A 17224-nucleotide genomic window follows, 5' to 3' on the forward strand; every position below is an offset into this window, starting at 1 on the left:
GGCCGGCCGGCCCCGGCCCGCCGCGCGCACGATCACGGAGGCGGACACCACGGGGCCCGCCTTCACGGCGGAGGCCATCCTCGACGCGATCGACCGGGGAAAGAGCGACGACGCCGTGATCGCGCTGGAGTGGACCTCGGCCGACCTGGCGCGCGACCGCCTCACGATCACGCGGCCCAAGTCGCTGTTCTACCCGGCCGCCGGCGGTCTCGGCTGGGGGCTGCCCGCCGCGATCGGGCTGCGGCTGGGCTGTCCCGAGCGGCCCGTCGTCGCTCTGATCGGGGACGGGGCCATGCAGTACACCCCGTCCGCCCTCTGGACCGCGGTCCGCTACCAGGTGCCGGTGACCTTCGTCGTCTGCGACAACACCGAGTACCGCGCGCTGCGGGAGTTCTCCGAGATCCTGCACGTCCCGGAGGGCGACTACCTGAACATCGCCGGCATCGACGTCCTGGACATCGCCCGCGGTTACGGTCTCGAAGCGCGGCGGGCCGACACCCTCCAGGACCTGACGGACTTCGTGCACGAGGGGATGACCTCGGAGCGCCCGCGGCTCGTGCGGATCCCGCAGCGCTGATCCCGTAGCGCTGATCCCGCAGCGTCAGGCTCGCGACGCGCCCGTCACGGACCTACTGCGCGAGACTTCCGCAGGTGAAGCCCTTCTTGCGGTCGGGCGGCCACATCTGGACCTCGCTCAGGATCGTGCTCTCGGAGAACTTGCGGAAGGTCAGTCCCTTGTCGCAGTCGTAGATGGCGTAGCCGCCCTCGTGCTCGCCGAGCACCAGCATCCAGCGGCTGTCGTACAGCGGCTTCCCGCCGCTGTCCTGGAGCTTGGCCCACTGCGTCTGGAAGCCGACGGCGTCGAGAACGGCGGTGGACTCGCCCTTCTGCAGCACCCCGATCGCGCCGTACATCATCTGGATCATGAGGATATAACCCAGGCCGATGCCGGTGAGCGCGCCGACCAGCACCTTCAGCCCTGCCCGGCCGATCGATCGGCGCCGGAGCAGCCGGAACGGGATGACGTACGCGAGCACGCCGAGCCCGGCCGCGATGAGCACGTCGCCGGCCTCGACCGACACCTTCGCGGTGGGATCGGCGGCGTCCAGGGCGGTCATGAAGTACATGAAGCCCAGGTAGGACGCACCCGCCCAGGCCGCCGCGATCGCGGCGACGATCCACGGCTGCCGCCTGACCCCCTGCGCCATCCGGCCCGCCCAGCCGCGCGTGATCAGGTTCAGCAGCCAGCCCAGGCTGATGAAGAGGCCGACGACGATGGCGCCGAGGATCAGCAGCGGCAGAATCGTGCCCAGCAACCGGCCGAGGAGCACGGACTGATCGATGCCCGCCTGCTCGGGGGTGATGCCGAAGACGGCGTACATCCCCTGGTAACCCATGTAGAGCAGTGCGTACAGCGTCACGCCGAGCGGGACGACGACCGACCCGGTCATTTCGAGCAGGTCGAGCACCCCCGCCTTGTCCTCGTCGGCCGGCTCCGGCCTGTCCTCTTGGGGCTGCGCTGCTCTGGACGCCGGTGGCTCGGCGGTTTCTTGCCGGTCCGGCGCATAGGGCTGAAAAGTCACGCACCGCAGCATAGGGGAATGCCGGCGGGTGGTCGTACAGGATCGCCGCTATTGCGGTCCGGCCGGAAGGGTGTTCAGGACAGCAGTCCCGTGGCGTACATGAGGAGCAGGCCGGCGAGGAAGCCCGTGATGCCGAGAGGGTGGAGCAGCCGTCCCTGCCGGTCGCGTACCGAAGGGGTGATCTGGACGATGACCTGGGCTACCGCGCCGACGCCGAACCCCAGCAGGAGCGCGGCGAGCGCGGGCTGCACGGCGGCGGCGCCGAGCCAGGCGCCGGGGATGGCGGGCGCCCCGGCGAGGACGCCCAGCAGGACGAGGCGCGGCGGCGAGGCGCGTTCGTGGCTGATCGGCGCGACGATGGCGAGGCCCTCGGTGGTGTTGTGGACCGCGAAGCCGACGACGAGCGTCGCGCCCAGCGCGAGCGCGCCGACCGCGTACGCCGAGCCGATCGCGAGCCCTTCCCCGAGGTTGTGCAGCCCGATGCCGACGGCGACGAGCAGGGCCAGCCGATGCCCGCCCGCGCGGCCCTGGCGCGCGAGCATCGCGGCGCTCACGCCCGACAGCAGCACGTACGCGGCCACGGCCCCCAGCGGCACCAGGCCAGAGCCGCCGAACGCGCCCGCCCCGCCGACCTCCAGGCCCTCGATCGTGGCGTCGATCGCCAGCCAGGCGAGCATGCCGACGGTCAGCGCCATGAGTCCCCGGACTCCGGCCGGCGGCATCCGGCGCAGCCACGGCAGCCAGAGCATGCCGATGACGATCGGGACCACGCCGACGTACAGGCCGAGCAGCGCCATCAGGCCGAGGAAGCCGGACGCGCTCGGGGTCGCGACGGCGGCGGGGATCTCGTGGGCGATGACGCCTCCGGTGGAGGTGAGCAGGGCCACCTCGTACGCTTCGCCGTCGACCCAGGGGTAGACGATCCGCACGTGGGCGGAGCGCAGGCGGCCGATCTCCGGGGTGCTCATCCGGAAGTCGGTGAAGGCGTCGTTGACGGCGACCTGGGCGACGGCGACGGGGTCGGTGCCCTCGTTGCGGACGACCAGCTCGATGGAGCCCGGCGCCAGCGCCGTCCGCTCCACGACGAGCTCCTCGGCGGGCGGGCCGTTGCGCGGAGCGAGGCCGGGACCGCCCAGCACCGCGAAGCCCGCAAGGACGACGGCGATGACGCACAGGGGCACGAGGCCGAGCAGCCAGGTGGCCGGGCGGGCGACGGGTCCGGTCATGTCAGGCGCCTCCTTCGCACGGACGCGTCGGGCCGCAGCCGGCCTCGAAGAATCCCATCCAGCCGAGTTCGGCGAATTCGGACTGATGCGCGTGGAACATGAACCGGCCCTGCCGGCCGAATCTCATCTCGATGATGCCGCGCTGTCCCTGGCACAACATCACGGTGTCGGTGTGCTCGGCCGGTTTCAGCGACGTGCCGGTCGGATACCAGTCGAAGAAATTCCCGTGCACGTGAAAGGAATTGATGAGGTCGTACTCCAGGACGTTGACGAGATAGATCCGCACCAGCTCGCCGGACGTCACCTTGACCGGCTCGCCCATGTACGCGAACGGGATCGTGTTGACCGCGTACACCTCGTTCGAGCGGTCGAAATCGGTGTCGAAACCGTTCATGACCATGACCATCTCGTCGGCCTGGGCCCGCGCGTCCTTCGGATCGATGAGGAAGACGCCGTACAACCCCTTGGCGATGTGGGCGGCCAGCGGCGAGACGTGGCAGTGGTAGAGGTGCAGGCCGAACGGCTCGGCGTCGAACTCGTACACCGTCCGCCGGCCCGGCTGCACCAGGCCCAGGCCGATGCCCGCGACCCCGTCCATCGTCGCCGCGTGCAGGCCGTGGAAATGGATCGTGTGCGCGTGCGCGGAGCTGTTGACGAAGGTGATCCGCAGGCGCTCCCCTTCGGTCGCGCGGAGGGTCGGGCCGGGAATCCTGCCGTTGTACGTCCAGCCGGGATAGGTGACTCCCGGAGCCACCTCGATCGGTTGTTCGCGGGCCTCCAGGGTCCATTCGCGAAGCGTGCGCCCGCCGGGCAGGCGTGACGTCCTTCCCCGGTCGAAGTCCCGCAGCAGCGCCGTCGGATGGAAGCCGTTCTTGTGGTTGTCGACCTGAGTGCCCGACCTGAAGCCGGCGTGGGCCGACCCGTTGGTGTGGGCCGGGCCGTGCTCGACGTGGTCCGGTTCGGGCGCCGGGACCGTCGGCCGGTGCGTGACGCCCGCGGCCCCCCACATGGGGATCAGTGCGGCAATTGCGCGACGTCGTGAAATGCCTGACACAGAAATCACGGTAAATGGTCAGCGTCGATCTGACAATGCACAAATATTTACCCCTATTTATGCTTTACGTCGTGATATCGGAGTGGCTTTTGTGGGACTCTTCGCGTATGGCCGGAGGTCTGGTTATCGCTTATGTCTGGATATATGTGATATGCGGTTGTGTATTGCGTGTGTGGTGATCCGGTGAGTCATCGTGCCCGGCGGTGGGAACCCTTTGCTCTGATGCCAAGCCGACACAGGAGTTCCATGGCCACGCGCGACGCCGAACCCCTCGCCTCGTTGACCAGGACGCGGGTCAAACTGGGCGTCCTCATCGTGCTGGGCGTCTTCAGCGTGGTGTCGGGCGCCGCCGCGTGGATCACCCTGACCATCATCGTGTGCTGCCTCGCGGTCCCGGCCGCCGTCGCCGTACAGGACGGCGCCGACGCGGCCCGGGCCCTGCTGCTCCTGCCACCCCGCCGCCCTCTCGGCCGTGACGGCCGGAAGGCCTGACGACCTGCGGAGTTGCCGAACACGCCTCGTCTCGTCATAGTGCGATGAACGCCGCCCTCACGCCGCCACGGTCCGATGCGGGCGGAGGTGTGGTGACCGGCAAGCGATGACCGTCACCTGGATGTGGTGTGCACGGCGATCTCTTTGGCGGGGTCCTGGTCGGCCGGGTCGGCTTGCGGGCGCGCGTCGCGCAGTGCGGCCTCGACGCGGCGATTGCTGGTCATGGTCGCGGTGACGGCGGTCATGGCGAGCAGGAGGCCGGCGGCGGCGTAGAGCGGGGTGCGCAGGTCGTAGGTGGTGGCCAGCCAGCCGCCGAGGAAGGCGCCGAACGGGGCGGCGCACATGGCGAGCATGCGGGAGGTGGAGGCAACGCGGCCCATCAGGTGGGCCGGAACGATGGCCTGCCGAAGGGAGGGGCCGAGCACCATCGTGGCGCCCATGCCCGCCCCGCAGACGGCGAGCGCGAGCCCGGCCACGTACGGGTTCGGGGCGGAGGCGAGCCCCAGGATGGCGAGGCCCTCGATCGTGGCGGTGCAGGTCAGCGCGGTGCCGGTGCCCAGGCGCCGGCCGAGGAAGGAGGCGATGCCCGCGCCGAGCAGGCCGCCGGTGGCCTCCGCGCGGCCAGGTCGAGGGCAACGTCGGTGATCATGTCCTCCTGGCCGCCGACCATCTTGCGCCGGCCGACCTCCACGAGGATGGCCCGCGTGTCGAGGCCGTAGCGCGCGGCCGCAGCCTCGGCGTGGCGCAGGAAGCTGGAGTACACCCCGGCGTAGCCCAGAGTGAGGGTCTCCCTGTCCACGCGCACCTCCCGGTCCTGCAGGGGGCGGACCACGTCGTCGGCCGCGTCCATCAACTCGAACAGCTCGCACCCGTGCTTCCAGCCCATCAGGTCGGCGACCGCGACGAACGCCTCAAGCGGGCAGTTGCCGGCGCCGGCGCCCTGCCCGGCGAGCGAGGCGTCGACGCGCTTGGCGCCGCTCTCCACGGCGACCACGGTGTTGGCGACGCCCAGGGCGAGGTTGTGGTGGGCGTGGATGCCCACTTCGGTGCGCTCGTCGAGCACGTCACGGTAGGCACGGAATCGGTCGCGCACTCCGTCCATCGTCAACCGGCCGCCGGAGTCGGTCACGTACACACAGGTAGCGCCGTAGGACTCCATCAGCTTCGCCTGCCGGGCGAGCTCGGCCGGCTCGACCATGTGGGACATCATCAGGAAGCCGGCGACGTCCAGGCCCATCTCGCGGGCAGCCGCGATGTGCTGGGCGGAGATGTCGGCCTCGGTGGAGTGGGTGGCGACGCGTACCGAGCGGATGCCGAGCGAGTGAGCCTGCTTCAGATCGCGTACGGTGCCGATGCCCGGCAGCAGCAGCGTGGTGGGCACGGCGTCGCGGACGGCGTCGCAGACGGCCTCGATCCACTCCCAGTCCGTGTGCGCGCCAACGCCGTAGGTGATGCTGGAGCCGGACAGGCCGTCGCCGTGGGCGATCTCGATCGCGGCGACCCCGGCGGCATCCAGGGCGGCGGCGATGGTACGGGCCTGCTCCACGGTGTAGCGGTGGCGGACGGCGTGCATGCCGTCCCTGAGCGTCACGTCCTGAACGTACAGGTCAACGGTCATCGGGAGATCGCCTCCGTGAAACGGTGCGCGGCGATGCGTTCCGCGGTGCGCAGCGCCGCCGAGGTCATGATGTCGAGGTTGCCGGCGTAGGCGGGCAGATAGTGGGCGGCGCCCGCGACCTCGAGAAACACCGACACCTTCGCCGCCTCGCCGGATCGGGAGCAGGACGGCAGCAGGGCGCGCAGCGGGTCGTCGGCGGCGACGCGGTCGAACTGCACCTTCTGTTTGAGGCGGTAGCCCGGCACGTAGGTCTGGACGCGAGCGACCATCTCCTCCACCGAGGCGGCCACCTCGACGTCGTCGCACTCGCCGACCAGGCAGTGCACGGTGTCGCGCATGATCAGCGGAGGCTCGGCGGGATTGAGGACGATGATCGCCTTGCCCCGGGTCGCGCCGCCGACCTTCTCGATGGCCGCGGAGGTGGTCTCGGTGAACTCGTCGATGTTGGCGCGGGTTCCCGGGCCGGCCGAGCGGGACGAGATCGAGGCCACGATCTCCCCGTAGTGCACCGGGGTCACGGCGGCGACGGCGGCGACAACGGGGATGGTGGCCTGGCCGCCGCAGGTGACCATGTTGACGTTGTCGGCGTCCAGGTGCGCGTCCAGGTTGACCGGCGGCACGACGTACGGGCCGATGGCGGCCGGCGTCAGGTCGATCACCGTGCGACCGGCGGCGCGCAGCACCTGGTCGTTGCGGCGGTGTGCGCCGGCCGAGGTGGCGTCGAAGACGATGCGGACGTCGGCGAACTCGTCCAGGGCCAGCAGCCCGTCCACGCCTTCGTGGGTGGTGGCGACCTTCAGGCGGCGCGCGCGGGCCAGGCCGTCGGAGCCCGGGTCGATGCCGACCATCGCCCCCATCTCCAGGGACTCGGACAGGCGCAGGATCTTGATCATCAGGTCGGTGCCGATGTTGCCCGAGCCGATGACCGCGACCTTCACGGGTGCGGCGCTCATGCCGTCAGGGCGGCGAAGCCGACCTCAACCGTGCCGAGGCCCTCGATCTGTGCCGCGAACTCGTCCCCCGGTGCGGCGGGCGACATCGGCCCCAGAGCGCCGGTGAGGATGATGTCGCCGGCCCGCAGCGGGTCGCCGAGGCCGGCCAGGGTGGAGGCCAGCCACAGGGCGGCGTTGAGAGGGCCGCCCAGGCAGTCGGTGCCAGTCCCGTTCGAGACGGTTTCGCCGTTCTTGGCCAGAGTCATCCGTACGCCGCGCAGGTCGACCCGGTCCAGCGGTGCGGGGGTGCCGCCCAGGACGAACAGGCCGCTGGAGGCGTTGTCGGCGACGGTGTCGACAAGGGTGATGTCCCAGTCCGCGATGCGGCTGTCGACGATCTCCAGCGCGGGCAGCGCGAACGCCGTGGCCCGCAGCAGGTCGGCCACGGTGGGGTCGCGGTGCGGCAGATCCGCCTCCAGCACCAGGGCGACCTCGGCCTCGACCTTGGGCTGCAGCAGTCGGCCAGAGGCGATCTGCTCACCCTCCGCCACGGCCATGTCGGCGAACAGGACCCCGAAGTCAGGCTGGCTGACCCCGAGCTGGCGCTGCACGGCGGGAGAAGTGAGGCCGATCTTGCGGCCGACCGGCCGTCGGCCCGCGGCCAGGCCGCGCTCGACGTTCAGCCTCTGCACGGCGTACGCGGCCTCGATGTCGGCATCCGGCAACATGTCGCGTACCGGAGGGCGGGCCACGCCGGTGCGCGCGGCCTCTTCCAGGAGGGCTGCGGCCTTGACCACGGCGGCAGGCGGGTGGGGCATGCGGGGTACCTCCGGAAAGAGCGGGGAGCGCGGCCGCTCCAGATATAGGCGACCGGCCGGCCAGGTGGCAAAATATGTTCCGTGTCACGGAACAATTCTTCGGGGAATATGCTCGACAAGGCTGCGGCCATACTGGACTGCTACCGGCCGGACGGCGGCGCGTACCGCTTGACGGAACTGTCCGCTCGTACGGCGCTGCCCAAGACCACGGTCTTCCGCCTCTGCGCGGATCTGGTCCGCCTGGGCCTGCTGGAACGGGAAGCGGATACCTACCGGCTCGGCGGCAAGCTGTTCGAGCTGGGTTCCCTGGTGCCGCGCCGCCATGATCTGCGCGAGGCGGCGCTGCCGTTCCTGCAGGACCTGTTCGAGGCCACGCGCGAGACCGTGCATCTGGGGATCCGGGAGGGAGACGAGGTGGTGTACGTCGAGCGGATCCACGGCCACGACGTCCTGCCGCTGCCCTCCCGCGTCGGCGGTCGGCTTCCCCTCACCTGCACCGGGGTCGGAAAAGCCTTGCTGGCCTTCTCGGACGCCGACTTCACCGAGCAGGTGCTCGCCGGACCGCTGGCCCGTCTGACCCCCCACTCCGTCACCGACGCCGTGCGCCTGCGCACCGCCATCGAACAGGCCCAGGTGTCGGGCCTGGCCTACGAGGAGCAGGAAGCGGCCATGGGCGTGAGCTGCATCGCGGCACCGGTGTTCGACGGACAGGCGGTGGTGGCGGCTCTGTCCGTGGCCGTGCCGCGCGCCCGGTTCCGCCCGGCCCAACTCGCTCCCGCGGTACGGACCGCGGCCCTGGGCCTGTCGCGCCTTCTGCGCTCGGGACGATGAGCTCTCTCGCGCGTCAGAGCGAACGGCGGCGATGGGGGTCCAGCCGCCATCGGCTGCCGGCAACGTTTGCGAGACGGCCGGAGCGATGGCGTTGCCGATGATGAGCCCCGCGGTGAAGGCGATCGACAGGCCGCTGAAGCGGACCGCGGACCGGAAGACGGCCGAGAAGTACGCCGGGGGCCACGGAGACGTCGTCCGGGACGGACAGGCGCGCAGCGCGGGTGCACCTGCGTGGTTACGGGCGCGCCCTCGCCGCAGCGTCCCGGACCGCGTGGTCCGGGCCCGTCTCCGCCAGCTCGTCCAGCACCTCCAGCGCCTCCGCGGTACCGATCCGGGCGATGGCGTCGACCGCCTTGACCGCGCGGGCCCTGGTGCCCCGCGCCACCCAGCCGGGGATCAGGGCGGCCAGGTCGCGGGCCGTCCGCCCGTCGCCGAGCCGTCCCAGCGCGGGCAGCGCCCAGGCGTCGCCGTGCAGGAACAGCGCCCAGCCCAGGTCGGCCAGCGAGCGTCGGTCACAGGTGTCGCGGACCGCGTCCAGCGGCTCGTCCGGCTTCTTGGCCAGCGCGACGAGCCTCATGGTCGCGGCGGCGGGCAGGGCCCGGCCGCCGCCCTTGAGCAGCACCTGCGGCAGGACATCGGGATCGGCGTACGCGGGCAGCCGGGGCGCCCGGCCCGGCGCGGTCAGCACCGCCGGGAGGTCCTCGGCGGGCGCGTCCGGGACCCGCGGCGCCGGGTCCGGCCCGGGCAGTTCGGGATGCGCCTTGAGGTGCGTGCGGAGCAGCCCGGCGGCGAGGAGCGCCGACGTCGAGTCGCTCGCGGCCACCGTGGACAGCACCCGCACCGCCCGTACGGGGAAGCGCTCCATCGCCGCAAGCAGGTACTCACGCGCGAACTCCCGCTCGTACCGCTCCAGCAGCAGCCTGAACGCCTCGTCGCTCGGAAGCAGGGAGATCAGCTCGACGAACCGCTCCCGCCACGGCTTGTAGATCCTGATCCGGTCCCAGGCGTCCACCAGGACCGGGGCGACCGCCGGGCCCACGCCGTCGGCCATCGTGGCGCGTATCCCGAACGTGAACGCGTCGAAGTCGGACTCCTCCAGCCTCCAGCCGAGCAGTTCGAGGTGCCGCGGCGTGCCCACCGACGCCCACAGCCGTTCGCGGTAGAAGGCGTTCGAGCCCCACTCGGCGGACGGCGGGTCGGCGCAGCACTCGTCCACCCAGTCGTGCCGGGTGGGCACCAGGTAGGAGACGACGAGCCGCCGGGAGCGGGTGCCGCGGTGCGCGGCCAGTCGTTCCACCGCCCGCCGGTACTCCTCCTCGGGACAGAAGGCCAGCAGGCCCCGGACGCGGCGCAGGCTCACCGAGGCGACCTGCCGAAGGGAGTCCAGCGGGCGCAGGTCTTCCCTCGAGGAGGCGATGCCGCTCAGTTCGGCGAGTGCGCAGGCGGCGAAGGCGAGCCCGCGGGAGGCGATCCACCCATTGGTGAAGGTTCGCGGCGTCTCGTTCCCGTTCTGCACGCGGTCGACGATCGATGCGATCGCCGCCGCCCCGGCGGGGTCGTCAGCGCCACTGAGGTACGCCCGCGCGTGCGCGACCAGGGCCGGGTCGCTCGCAGCCGCCGACAGCACCGTCTCGATATGGCCGCGGTGCTCCTCGGCCAGCTTCGCCGCCACGTCCGCGGCGCCGGGGTCGACGGTGTCGCTGGGCGCGACCTCGCCCAGCGCCCGGTCGGAGACGCCAGGTTCCGCGGGGAGCGCGCCGCCCCGCCGGGGGTGCAGATCTCGGCGCAGGGGCTCGGAGAGGACCAGGACGTCCTCGGCCGGGGGAAAGTGATCATCCATGGCGGATCACCGTAGCGGAACCGGGTGACACTCACCCCGCGTCCGGCGGATACCGCAGGTCGCGCTCCACCTCGGTCCGGGTTGGCTCGGGGGCGAACGGAACGGCGCGGTCGCCACGAAAGCGGGTGAACGAGGCGGCGACCGACAAGAGGCGTCGGTAAGACTCATGCAACTGGATCGCTGGTGGCCTGTTCGGCGGCTGCCTCATCCCGCGGTGAACAGGTAGTTGCGCCGGCGGGCGACCACCTGGTCCGTACGCCGCCAGCGGCGCCGGTGCCAGACGTGCATCCGGTAGCCGCGCTCGATCAGCGATCCGGCGACCTCGTCGGAGGTTCTGCCGTACTTGTCGAGATGGCGCTGCTCGATCTCGATCAGGAGCGTGGGCCGGTGCCGCTCGATCGTCTGCTCCGCTCCTTGCAGCACCTTCGCCTCGAAGCCCTCCACGTCCACCTTCATGAAGTCCACCCGCGCGATCTCCCGCAGCTCGCACACCCGGTCCACGCTGTACAGCGGCACTTCCAGCATTCTGGCGGCGGCGAACCTTCCCGGGTGCTTCAGCTCTTCCTCCAGGTGCGCCCAGCCGTGGATCGGCAGCCCGAACCGGTACGGCAGCCGCAGGGTCCGCCACCCGAGCGCCGCCCCCAGCGCGGCGTTGGTGATCCGCACGTTGCGCGCCCCCGAGGACCGCACCCCCATCTCCAGGAGCCGGTACGGCAACGGCAGCGGTTCGAAGCTGTGCACCTGCCCGGTCGGGCCGACGAGGTGAGCCAGCGGAAAGGTGTACATCCCGTACGCGGCACCGATGTCAAAGCAAACCGCTCCCGGCCGGACGTAAATGGACAGGCCGAGCAGTTCGGGTTCACTGAGGGAGACCGTCGCTCCGGCCCGCAGCAGCGCAGCCGCGGCTGTCAATCTGATCATGCGGCCGACGGTAGGAGGGGGACGCGGGGCGGCGGATCCCCCTCAGGAGCGCAGTCGCGGGCCGCGCCGTGCCCCCGGAGAGGGAGCGCCGGCCACCACCAGGCCGCTCTCGTAGGCGAAAACCACCGCCTGCGCCCGGTCGCGCAGCCTCAGTTTGGTGAAGATGCGCCCCACGTGCGACTTCACGGTCGGCCGTCCCCACCGCGATGGTCACGACGCAGGCGATCACCGTCACGCGGCGGGTGGCCGGCAGGGCCAGCACGTACATGACGGGCAACTGGGCGAACACCAGGTTGAAATACCACGGCAGGGGTGTCATCGGGCTGGCCAGCGCCACCCCGATGCCGGTGATGAGGGGCCCGGCCATCGCCATGACCACCCACGCGGCCACGGGTCGGTACCACGCCAGGACCACCGGCCCGGCCGCCAGCACGGCCGCCGGCACGGCGAACACGCCAAAGTCTCCGGCCACCGCGAAGAGCGTCGCATTGCCGACGAGCAGGATCCCGGCCAGGACCGCGAAAGGGCCGCACCGGAGCATCGGACGCCCCGTGCCGGGGGAGGTGGGCATCCGCACGTCGTACACATCCTGAATCACCAGTATGCGGTTCACCCTACGGGTCCACCTGCCCGCCCGCGCCGCCCGCTCCACGATGGGGGAGACGCCTTCTCGGCGTTGAGCCAGTGCCTCGTACGCGGTGGAGCGACCGATCTTGAGCGTACGGGCGGCCTCGGTGACCGAGACACCGTCGTCGACCAAGCGGCGCGGCCACCCGGAGATGTTGACGCCGTTGGTCCGGCATGTTGTGATCCACATATGCGCATTTCGTACTTATTTAGTAGGAAATGAGGCGGTTATGAGCCTCCTCCAGCGTGCCGCCGCAGTGGTCATGCTCCTGGTGAGCGCGGCGGGTGTCCAGGTCGTGCCGGGTGGACCGGCGCAGGCGGCTCTGCCCACCGCCGCCGTCGCGCTCGGCGACAGCTTCGTCAGCGGGGAGGGCGCGGGGGACTACCAGCCCGTCGTCGACGCCTCCGGTACGGCACAGGCCTTCCCCGGCTGGTCGGCGGCCAACAGCAACGCCTACTTCTGTCACCGGTCGGCGAACGCCTCGGTGTTCACGGCGTCGCTCCCGGGCATTCAGCAACGTTTCAATCTCGCGTGCTCCGGCGCCCAGCCCGCCGACATCGCCACCCCCGCGAGCGCCCGGGCCGAGGGCCGCGCCGTCGCCTCGCAACTCGATCAGCTGCGCGCCCTCGCCCAGACGCACGATATCGACGTCGTCCTCGTCGGCCTCGGCTCCAACAACACCCAGTTCACCTTCGGCGACGTGGCCACGCTGTGCGCCAACCGCTTCATCGCCGACGCCTGGACAGGCTGGTGGGAGTTCTGGGCCTATCTGAAGGGCGAGGTGCCGCAGAGGCCCTGCACCGCCTCCGACCTGGCCACCGACGCCGAGGTCGCCGCCGCCACCACCGAGACCACCGCGGCCCTGCGCGAGATCCTCGACACCCTCGCCCAGATCGATGCCGACGGCAACCACCAGGTGATTCTGCAGACCTACACCAACCCGCTGCCGCCCGACATCGCCCCGCAGTACCACGACGAGGACAGCCGCACCGACACCCGCGACAAGTTCCGCGCCCTCGGCGCCGAGCGCTACGCCGCCGGGTGCCCGATCCACCGTGCGAGCCTCGCCCCTGGGCACGTGTTCTCCCAGAACCTCGGCTCCCTGGTCAAGAACGCGCACACCACGCTGGCAGCCGAACGCCCGGCGGCCGACCTGCGCGTACTGGACGTCCAGAGTGCTTTCGACGGGGCCAGGCTCTGCGAGAACCCCGGCAGCCCGGCGGGCGCGCTCGCGACGCCGGTCCGGGTACAGGACGGGCCGTCCGGCACGTTCATCACCAGCCTGTCCGGCTGGGACAAGATCGGTATCCAGCGGGCGGCGAACACCTGCGTCACCTACTTCCAGACCTGCCAGGAGTCGTGGCACCCCAACGCCGCGGGCCACGCGGTCCTCGGCCGGTGCCTGACCGGCTCCTTCGCCGCGGCGCCCCGCGCGAGCGTCACGTGCGCCCGTAATGCGGACGGCACGCTCACCATCTCCTGACGTCTCCTCAGCTTCGCGTCCGGCCGTCTGGAGCGGACATCGGCTCGCGGAGCGCCCTCTCAACGGTTCGGCCCAGTGACAGCCGGAGCCGGGGCCGGGTTTGTCGGGTCCGCTTGGGCGCGCAGGATCCGCCAGCACAGATAGACGCAGACGCCCATTGCGGGCGCACCGCCCAGCAGTGTGGCGGCGATGCCGAGCGGAGCCACCTTCCCGGCCAGGTACAGAGGGACCAGCACCATTGTGGCGATGCCGTACTTCGCCAGGAAGACCGCCGTGCACACCTGATAACGCCGTCGCTGCGCACGGTCTCGCCGCCAGCCGAACCGTTCACCGCGTACCGCGCCCACCGCCAATCCGATCACGGGCCACCGCACCAGAATGGACACCAGGAACACCGCACCTCCAGCCGCCTGCATGAGCACGGTCGGAAGGTAGAAGTCGACCGCGTGCCCGGTACTCCCGGCCAGCAACGCAGAGGCCCCCACGACGCCCAGCCCGACCGCTGCCTGCCAGTACTTTCCGTCGGTGAACACTCGAGCCGCGGCGAACACCGCCACGCCGCCGACCGCCACCAGCGCGGAGGTCGATACCCGATCGGTCACCAGATAGGCGACCAGGAACAGCACCCGGGACGCGACTCCTTCGGCGACCGTGCGCCAACCGCCCACCGCGGCGAACAAGGACAACGACTTCTGGGTCAGTACGTTGAGACTCACGTGCCCGCCTTCGCCGCGACAGGCGCGGAGAAGCTGTCCCGGCGCATCGTGTCTTCGTACGCGTCGATCGCGTCGATCAGGTCAAGCCGGCCGTGATACGTCTCGACCAGAGCCTCGCAGAGGCGGTGCGCATCCTGCATCGCCAGGTTGCCGCCGAAACCCGGGGCCAGGTGGATGGCGTCACCGATGACCGTCACCGGGCCGGCGGGCCAGGCGGGTATCGGCGGGATCGTCCCGATGCGCAGTGCGACCGTGATGTCCGGCCACGCCTCGGCGACGACCAACCGCGGGGCCGAGGGCAGGTTCGCGACCAACTCCTTGGCCTGGCGCCACATCGCGGCCGGCGATCCGGCCGAGCCGAGCTGCTCCCGCGTGATCGGCAAAGCCCACATCGCATAGTCCTCGACCGCGGCGACCGCACTGAGGGGCAAGGCGGGCAACCACCGCTGCCGCGCGGCCACCGGCGACTCGGTGAACCGCAGCACGCCCAGCACCATCATCGTGCCGTGCACCCGCACGCCGGCGGGGCTGTCGCCGATCAGCCCGGGCAGCCCGGTATCGGCAATCGCCCGCAGCGCGGTCGCGCCCATGAGCATGCGCCGTCCCGTATCGACCACCCGCGCGTGCGGCAGGTACTGACGGCGGACCGCCGAACCGATCCCGTCCGCGCCGACCAGCACGTCCGCCGTGTCCGTGCCGCCGTCGGCAAACCACACCTGGACCGTGCCGTCGGCTCGCCGCTCGAACCGGGTGAACTCCGCCCCGAATCGAACCACGTCCGCCAGCCCCGTCAGCAACATCGCACGCAGCAACGGACGATGAACCTGCCGCCCAGGCCGCGGCCGGCCCGCCACGCCGTCGGACGGCTGCGCGCCCACGATGGTGAGCGCTCCATCCACTTCGGACAACGTCAGCGTCTGCTCGCGCGGCCCGCCCATCGTGGCCTCGGCCATTGCGGCGTGCGCCGAAGGCAGGCACGCTCGCAGCGCCGTGGCGCCTCGGTCGTCGACATGCAGGCTGACCCCCTGTGTACGTCCCCGCGCGCCGTCTCGCTCGTACACGACGACATCGATCCCCGCCTGACGTAAGCCCTGTGCCAGCGTCAACCCGCCCAGGCCGGCGCCAACCACGATCACCTTCATCGCGAACCCCTTTCTTCATCGCTGATGAAGTTCAAGCTACGGGGAGGCGTCATGAAAGTCCACCCACGATGAAGAAACCCCGATAGACTGGTCCGGTCATGACAGAACACAGTTCCCCCGCTCGCCCCGGGCGCTGGCGAACGGGCGCGGAGAGCAAGCAGCGGATCTTGGACGCGGCACGTGCGCTGTTCCGCGAGCACGGTTACGGCGGCACCACAGTGCGCGCGGTCGCCGCCGACGCGGGGGTCGACTCAGCGATGGTGTTCTACTTCTTCGGCAGCAAACAGGGCCTGTTCGCCGCCGCCATCGAGCTGCCCGCCCAACTCCCGCCGGCCATCGAATCGATCTTCGCCAACGGCCTCGACGGCATCGGTGAGCGCATCATCCGGACACTCGTGGAGAACATCGACGCATCAGGCCGCACCCCGCTCGCGATGCTCACCCGGTCGGCCCAGACCAACGACCAGTCCGAAACACTGATTCGCGAATACATCGACCGGGAAATCACCAACCGCGTGGCGACACTGCTCGGCACGCCGGACGCCACAGTCCGGGCCGGCATGGTCAACGTCCAACTCTTGGGCCTCACCGTGGCGCGCTACATCGTACGGCTCGAACCGATCGCGTCATCGTCCGTCGACGAACTGGTCAGCCGGTTCGGACCGCTCGTACAGCACTGCCTGACCGGACAAACCGCACCGCCCTGAGCGACGCTCACCAGCTTGGCCGTCATCGAGCACGCCACCAGGCGCGTGCGCGTGCTCGGCACGACCTCGCACCCGAGCGCCAACCGGGTTGGCCGGAGTCAATGTGGCCCAGTTACAGCACTGCATTGACCATCGCACCCAGTATTGGACGCACCAGAACTTCGCCATTGTCAACACGAGCACGGGCACCAATCGTTGCCTGTATCCTGCTGCCGCTGTGGAGAGGGCAGACGTAGAGCCCATAAACTGCTTCACCACTCCCGCGCAGGGGTGGAACGTGACCTACTGGTAGTGATGCTGAAGTAGCAGTTGCTGAGAGTTTGCGGCCAGGAGTCGGTGTGACGCAGAAGGCTCTTGGGTTGGAAAGAATCCGGCGTCAAGACCCCGTCAGCCCGCACGGAAAGTCAGGTCGAGCCGGGTTTCCCTGCCAAGGCGGAACCGGCCGTAGGGGTTCAGGCTGAGCCCAGAACACGCCCGGGAGGCGAGACGGCGGGCATCCGGGTCAGGTGCTGCCGGGGTGAGGTTCAGCCAGGAAGTAGCGGACGCGGTTGCGGCGCTGGGTGGTCTCCTCCTTGAGCCACCGGTCGAGATCCTCCTGGAGGACGTCCGCGAGGTTGGTTGCCTGGCTGTCGATCCAGGCCAGCAGGTCCAGGGCGACCAGGATGCGACGGCGCAGTTCCCGCCCGACGGCAGTGGGGGAGGCGCGTTGACTTCCCGGGCCCGGGGCCCGGCAATGCACGGAGTGCCAGGCATCCGGGTCGGCGACGTCATCGAGGTTCCGACCGCTGCAGCGGTTGTCCGCGCGGCGAAGTTGGTCAAGGAGCCGACGCAGACTGAGGGGAGGAGGGGCGTTGCATGGGGCACGACGTGATTGCAGGTACTGGCCGGGGAGCGTGCTGGTCCATGGATACGGTGACGGGGGTGCCAAGGTCGCGGGGCCTGGTCGATGGCTCCACCATGGGCAACGACGTAGCGCATGGTGATGCGAGGTTCTTGTGATGGGACTCGTCGGTGAGGAACTGCACGGACATTTCGACTTCTTAAGAAATCTACAACGTAAAGGCGCTCGGCTATTTCAAAATCATTTCAAGCCATGAAGAGGGAACGGGCTCCGCCCGTCCGCATCACCAGAAAACCCACCTAGATGATTGAGTCCAAGGCGTAGCTGCGGAGATAGGGCGAGGATGTCCATCCTCGGGTTGTGACGACCGAACTGGACACCCTCGCAACCGC

18 protein-coding genes and 1 pseudogene are annotated in these 17224 nt (G+C 70.3%); 7 read left to right on the top strand and 12 right to left on the bottom strand.

Going from position 1 to position 17224, the window contains the following annotated elements:
• Positions 1-577, top strand: a 577-nt coding sequence (locus tag AB0I15_RS65395; protein ID WP_358120486.1) for a thiamine pyrophosphate-dependent enzyme, incomplete at its 5' end; no start/stop codon positions are given.
• Between the two features lie 52 nt (positions 578-629).
• On the opposite strand, the gene AB0I15_RS65400 is transcribed toward AB0I15_RS65395, so the two are convergent.
• The 3 genes from AB0I15_RS65400 to AB0I15_RS65410 all read right to left on the bottom strand — a co-directional run bounded on the left by AB0I15_RS65400 (position 630) and on the right by AB0I15_RS65410 (position 3818).
• Positions 630-1583, bottom strand: a complete 954-nt coding sequence (locus tag AB0I15_RS65400; RefSeq protein ID WP_358120489.1) for a hypothetical protein — start codon at positions 1581-1583, stop codon at positions 630-632.
• 74 nt (positions 1584-1657) lie between these two features.
• A complete protein-coding gene (locus AB0I15_RS65405; RefSeq protein ID WP_358120492.1) occupies positions 1658-2809 on the bottom strand; it encodes a ZIP family metal transporter in 1152 nt (383 codons plus the stop codon).
• Between the two features lies 1 nt (position 2810).
• Positions 2811-3818: a multicopper oxidase domain-containing protein gene (locus tag AB0I15_RS65410; RefSeq protein ID WP_358120494.1), complete on the bottom strand. Its 1008-nt coding sequence runs from the start codon at positions 3816-3818 to the stop codon at positions 2811-2813.
• A 291-nt stretch (positions 3819-4109) separates the two neighbouring features.
• Here AB0I15_RS65410 and AB0I15_RS65415 point away from each other — a divergent pair, with 291 nt between their 5' ends.
• Entirely contained in the window at positions 4110-4355 is a 246-nt protein-coding gene (locus tag AB0I15_RS65415) for a hypothetical protein (protein ID WP_358120497.1), read from the top strand.
• 113 nt (positions 4356-4468) lie between these two features.
• Here the strand turns inward: AB0I15_RS65415 and AB0I15_RS65420 are convergent, their stop codons facing one another.
• The 4 genes from AB0I15_RS65420 to mhpD are packed head-to-tail and all read right to left on the bottom strand — an operon-like array spanning position 4469 to position 7723.
• Positions 4469-4954, bottom strand: a complete 486-nt coding sequence (locus tag AB0I15_RS65420) for an MFS transporter (RefSeq protein ID WP_358120534.1) — start codon at positions 4952-4954, stop codon at positions 4469-4471.
• Positions 4894-5973 carry a 4-hydroxy-2-oxovalerate aldolase gene (dmpG, locus tag AB0I15_RS65425; protein ID WP_358120499.1) on the bottom strand — a complete coding sequence of 360 codons (1080 nt, stop codon included), beginning with the start codon at positions 5971-5973 and terminating at the stop codon, positions 4894-4896. Before dmpG ends, AB0I15_RS65420 begins: the two co-directional genes overlap by 61 nt.
• Positions 5970-6926 carry an acetaldehyde dehydrogenase (acetylating) gene (locus AB0I15_RS65430; protein ID WP_358120502.1) on the bottom strand — a complete coding sequence of 319 codons (957 nt, stop codon included), beginning with the start codon at positions 6924-6926 and terminating at the stop codon, positions 5970-5972. Before AB0I15_RS65430 ends, dmpG begins: the two co-directional genes overlap by 4 nt.
• Complete coding sequence (gene mhpD / locus AB0I15_RS65435) at positions 6923-7723, bottom strand: 2-keto-4-pentenoate hydratase (RefSeq protein WP_358120505.1); 801 nt, start codon at positions 7721-7723, stop codon at positions 6923-6925. Before mhpD ends, AB0I15_RS65430 begins: the two co-directional genes overlap by 4 nt.
• Positions 7724-7831: 108 nt before the next feature.
• Between mhpD and AB0I15_RS65440 the strand changes: the two genes are divergently transcribed.
• Positions 7832-8554, top strand: a complete 723-nt coding sequence (locus tag AB0I15_RS65440) for an IclR family transcriptional regulator (protein WP_358120508.1) — start codon at positions 7832-7834, stop codon at positions 8552-8554.
• 235 nt (positions 8555-8789) lie between these two features.
• On the opposite strand, the gene AB0I15_RS65445 is transcribed toward AB0I15_RS65440, so the two are convergent.
• From AB0I15_RS65445 to AB0I15_RS65455, 3 genes and pseudogenes are all read right to left on the bottom strand, one after another.
• Positions 8790-10394 carry a hypothetical protein gene (locus tag AB0I15_RS65445; protein ID WP_358120510.1) on the bottom strand — a complete coding sequence of 535 codons (1605 nt, stop codon included), beginning with the start codon at positions 10392-10394 and terminating at the stop codon, positions 8790-8792.
• A 204-nt stretch (positions 10395-10598) separates the two neighbouring features.
• The gene (locus tag AB0I15_RS65450) at positions 10599-11315 is read right to left on the bottom strand and encodes an FkbM family methyltransferase (protein ID WP_358120513.1); all 717 of its coding nucleotides are present in this window, start codon (positions 11313-11315) and stop codon (positions 10599-10601) included.
• A gap of 42 nt (positions 11316-11357) precedes the next feature.
• Positions 11358-11504 (bottom strand): annotated as a pseudogene (locus tag AB0I15_RS65455) (LuxR C-terminal-related transcriptional regulator); the annotation flags it as partial.
• Between the two features lie 17 nt (positions 11505-11521).
• Between AB0I15_RS65455 and AB0I15_RS65460 the strand changes: the two are divergent.
• Both AB0I15_RS65460 and AB0I15_RS65465 read left to right on the top strand, forming a co-directional pair.
• Positions 11522-11908 (top strand): hypothetical protein, encoded by a 387-nt coding sequence (locus AB0I15_RS65460; RefSeq protein ID WP_358120516.1) that lies wholly within the window; start codon positions 11522-11524, stop codon positions 11906-11908.
• Positions 11909-12172: 264 nt separating this feature from the next.
• Positions 12173-13426 carry a hypothetical protein gene (locus tag AB0I15_RS65465; RefSeq protein ID WP_358120519.1) on the top strand — a complete coding sequence of 418 codons (1254 nt, stop codon included), beginning with the start codon at positions 12173-12175 and terminating at the stop codon, positions 13424-13426.
• A gap of 59 nt (positions 13427-13485) precedes the next feature.
• On the opposite strand, the gene AB0I15_RS65470 is transcribed toward AB0I15_RS65465, so the two are convergent.
• Together AB0I15_RS65470 and AB0I15_RS65475 are read right to left on the bottom strand one after the other, a co-directional pair.
• Positions 13486-14142 carry a DUF3159 domain-containing protein gene (locus AB0I15_RS65470; RefSeq protein WP_358120522.1) on the bottom strand — a complete coding sequence of 219 codons (657 nt, stop codon included), beginning with the start codon at positions 14140-14142 and terminating at the stop codon, positions 13486-13488.
• A complete protein-coding gene (locus AB0I15_RS65475) occupies positions 14139-15284 on the bottom strand; it encodes an NAD(P)/FAD-dependent oxidoreductase (protein ID WP_358120525.1) in 1146 nt (381 codons plus the stop codon). Before AB0I15_RS65475 ends, AB0I15_RS65470 begins: the two co-directional genes overlap by 4 nt.
• A 167-nt stretch (positions 15285-15451) precedes the next feature.
• On the opposite strand from AB0I15_RS65475, the gene AB0I15_RS65480 reads away from it, so the two are divergent.
• Both AB0I15_RS65480 and AB0I15_RS65485 read left to right on the top strand, forming a co-directional pair.
• A complete protein-coding gene (locus tag AB0I15_RS65480) occupies positions 15452-15991 on the top strand; it encodes a TetR family transcriptional regulator (RefSeq protein ID WP_358120528.1) in 540 nt (179 codons plus the stop codon).
• A gap of 517 nt (positions 15992-16508) precedes the next feature.
• On the top strand, positions 16509-16862 hold the full coding sequence (locus AB0I15_RS65485) for a hypothetical protein (protein ID WP_358120531.1): 354 nt from the start codon (positions 16509-16511) through the stop codon (positions 16860-16862).
• The last annotated feature ends 362 nt before the right edge of the window (positions 16863-17224 follow it).

It is taken from the genome of Nonomuraea sp. NPDC050643 (genome assembly GCF_040654715.1).
In the GTDB taxonomy this organism is placed as follows: domain Bacteria; phylum Actinomycetota; class Actinomycetes; order Streptosporangiales; family Streptosporangiaceae; genus Nonomuraea.

What these genes read in the sequence shown, in the direction of transcription:
- AB0I15_RS65430 (WP_358120502.1), bottom strand. Translation starts at nt 6,926, where the DNA reads ATGAGCGCCGCACCCGTGAAGGTCGCGGTCATCGGCTCGGGCAACATC.
- AB0I15_RS65460 (WP_358120516.1), top strand. Translation starts at nt 11,522, where the DNA reads ATGGTCACGACGCAGGCGATCACCGTCACGCGGCGGGTGGCCGGCAGG.
- AB0I15_RS65440 (WP_358120508.1), top strand. Translation starts at nt 7,832, where the DNA reads ATGCTCGACAAGGCTGCGGCCATACTGGACTGCTACCGGCCGGACGGC.
- AB0I15_RS65410 (WP_358120494.1), bottom strand. Translation starts at nt 3,818, where the DNA reads ATGTGGGGGGCCGCGGGCGTCACGCACCGGCCGACGGTCCCGGCGCCC.
- mhpD (WP_358120505.1), bottom strand. Translation starts at nt 7,723, where the DNA reads ATGCCCCACCCGCCTGCCGCCGTGGTCAAGGCCGCAGCCCTCCTGGAA.
- AB0I15_RS65415 (WP_358120497.1), top strand. Translation starts at nt 4,110, where the DNA reads ATGGCCACGCGCGACGCCGAACCCCTCGCCTCGTTGACCAGGACGCGG.
- AB0I15_RS65465 (WP_358120519.1), top strand. Translation starts at nt 12,173, where the DNA reads ATGAGCCTCCTCCAGCGTGCCGCCGCAGTGGTCATGCTCCTGGTGAGC.
- AB0I15_RS65475 (WP_358120525.1), bottom strand. Translation starts at nt 15,284, where the DNA reads ATGAAGGTGATCGTGGTTGGCGCCGGCCTGGGCGGGTTGACGCTGGCA.
- AB0I15_RS65405 (WP_358120492.1), bottom strand. Translation starts at nt 2,809, where the DNA reads ATGACCGGACCCGTCGCCCGCCCGGCCACCTGGCTGCTCGGCCTCGTG.
- AB0I15_RS65450 (WP_358120513.1), bottom strand. Translation starts at nt 11,315, where the DNA reads ATGATCAGATTGACAGCCGCGGCTGCGCTGCTGCGGGCCGGAGCGACG.
- AB0I15_RS65445 (WP_358120510.1), bottom strand. Translation starts at nt 10,394, where the DNA reads ATGGATGATCACTTTCCCCCGGCCGAGGACGTCCTGGTCCTCTCCGAG.
- dmpG (WP_358120499.1), bottom strand. Translation starts at nt 5,973, where the DNA reads ATGACCGTTGACCTGTACGTTCAGGACGTGACGCTCAGGGACGGCATG.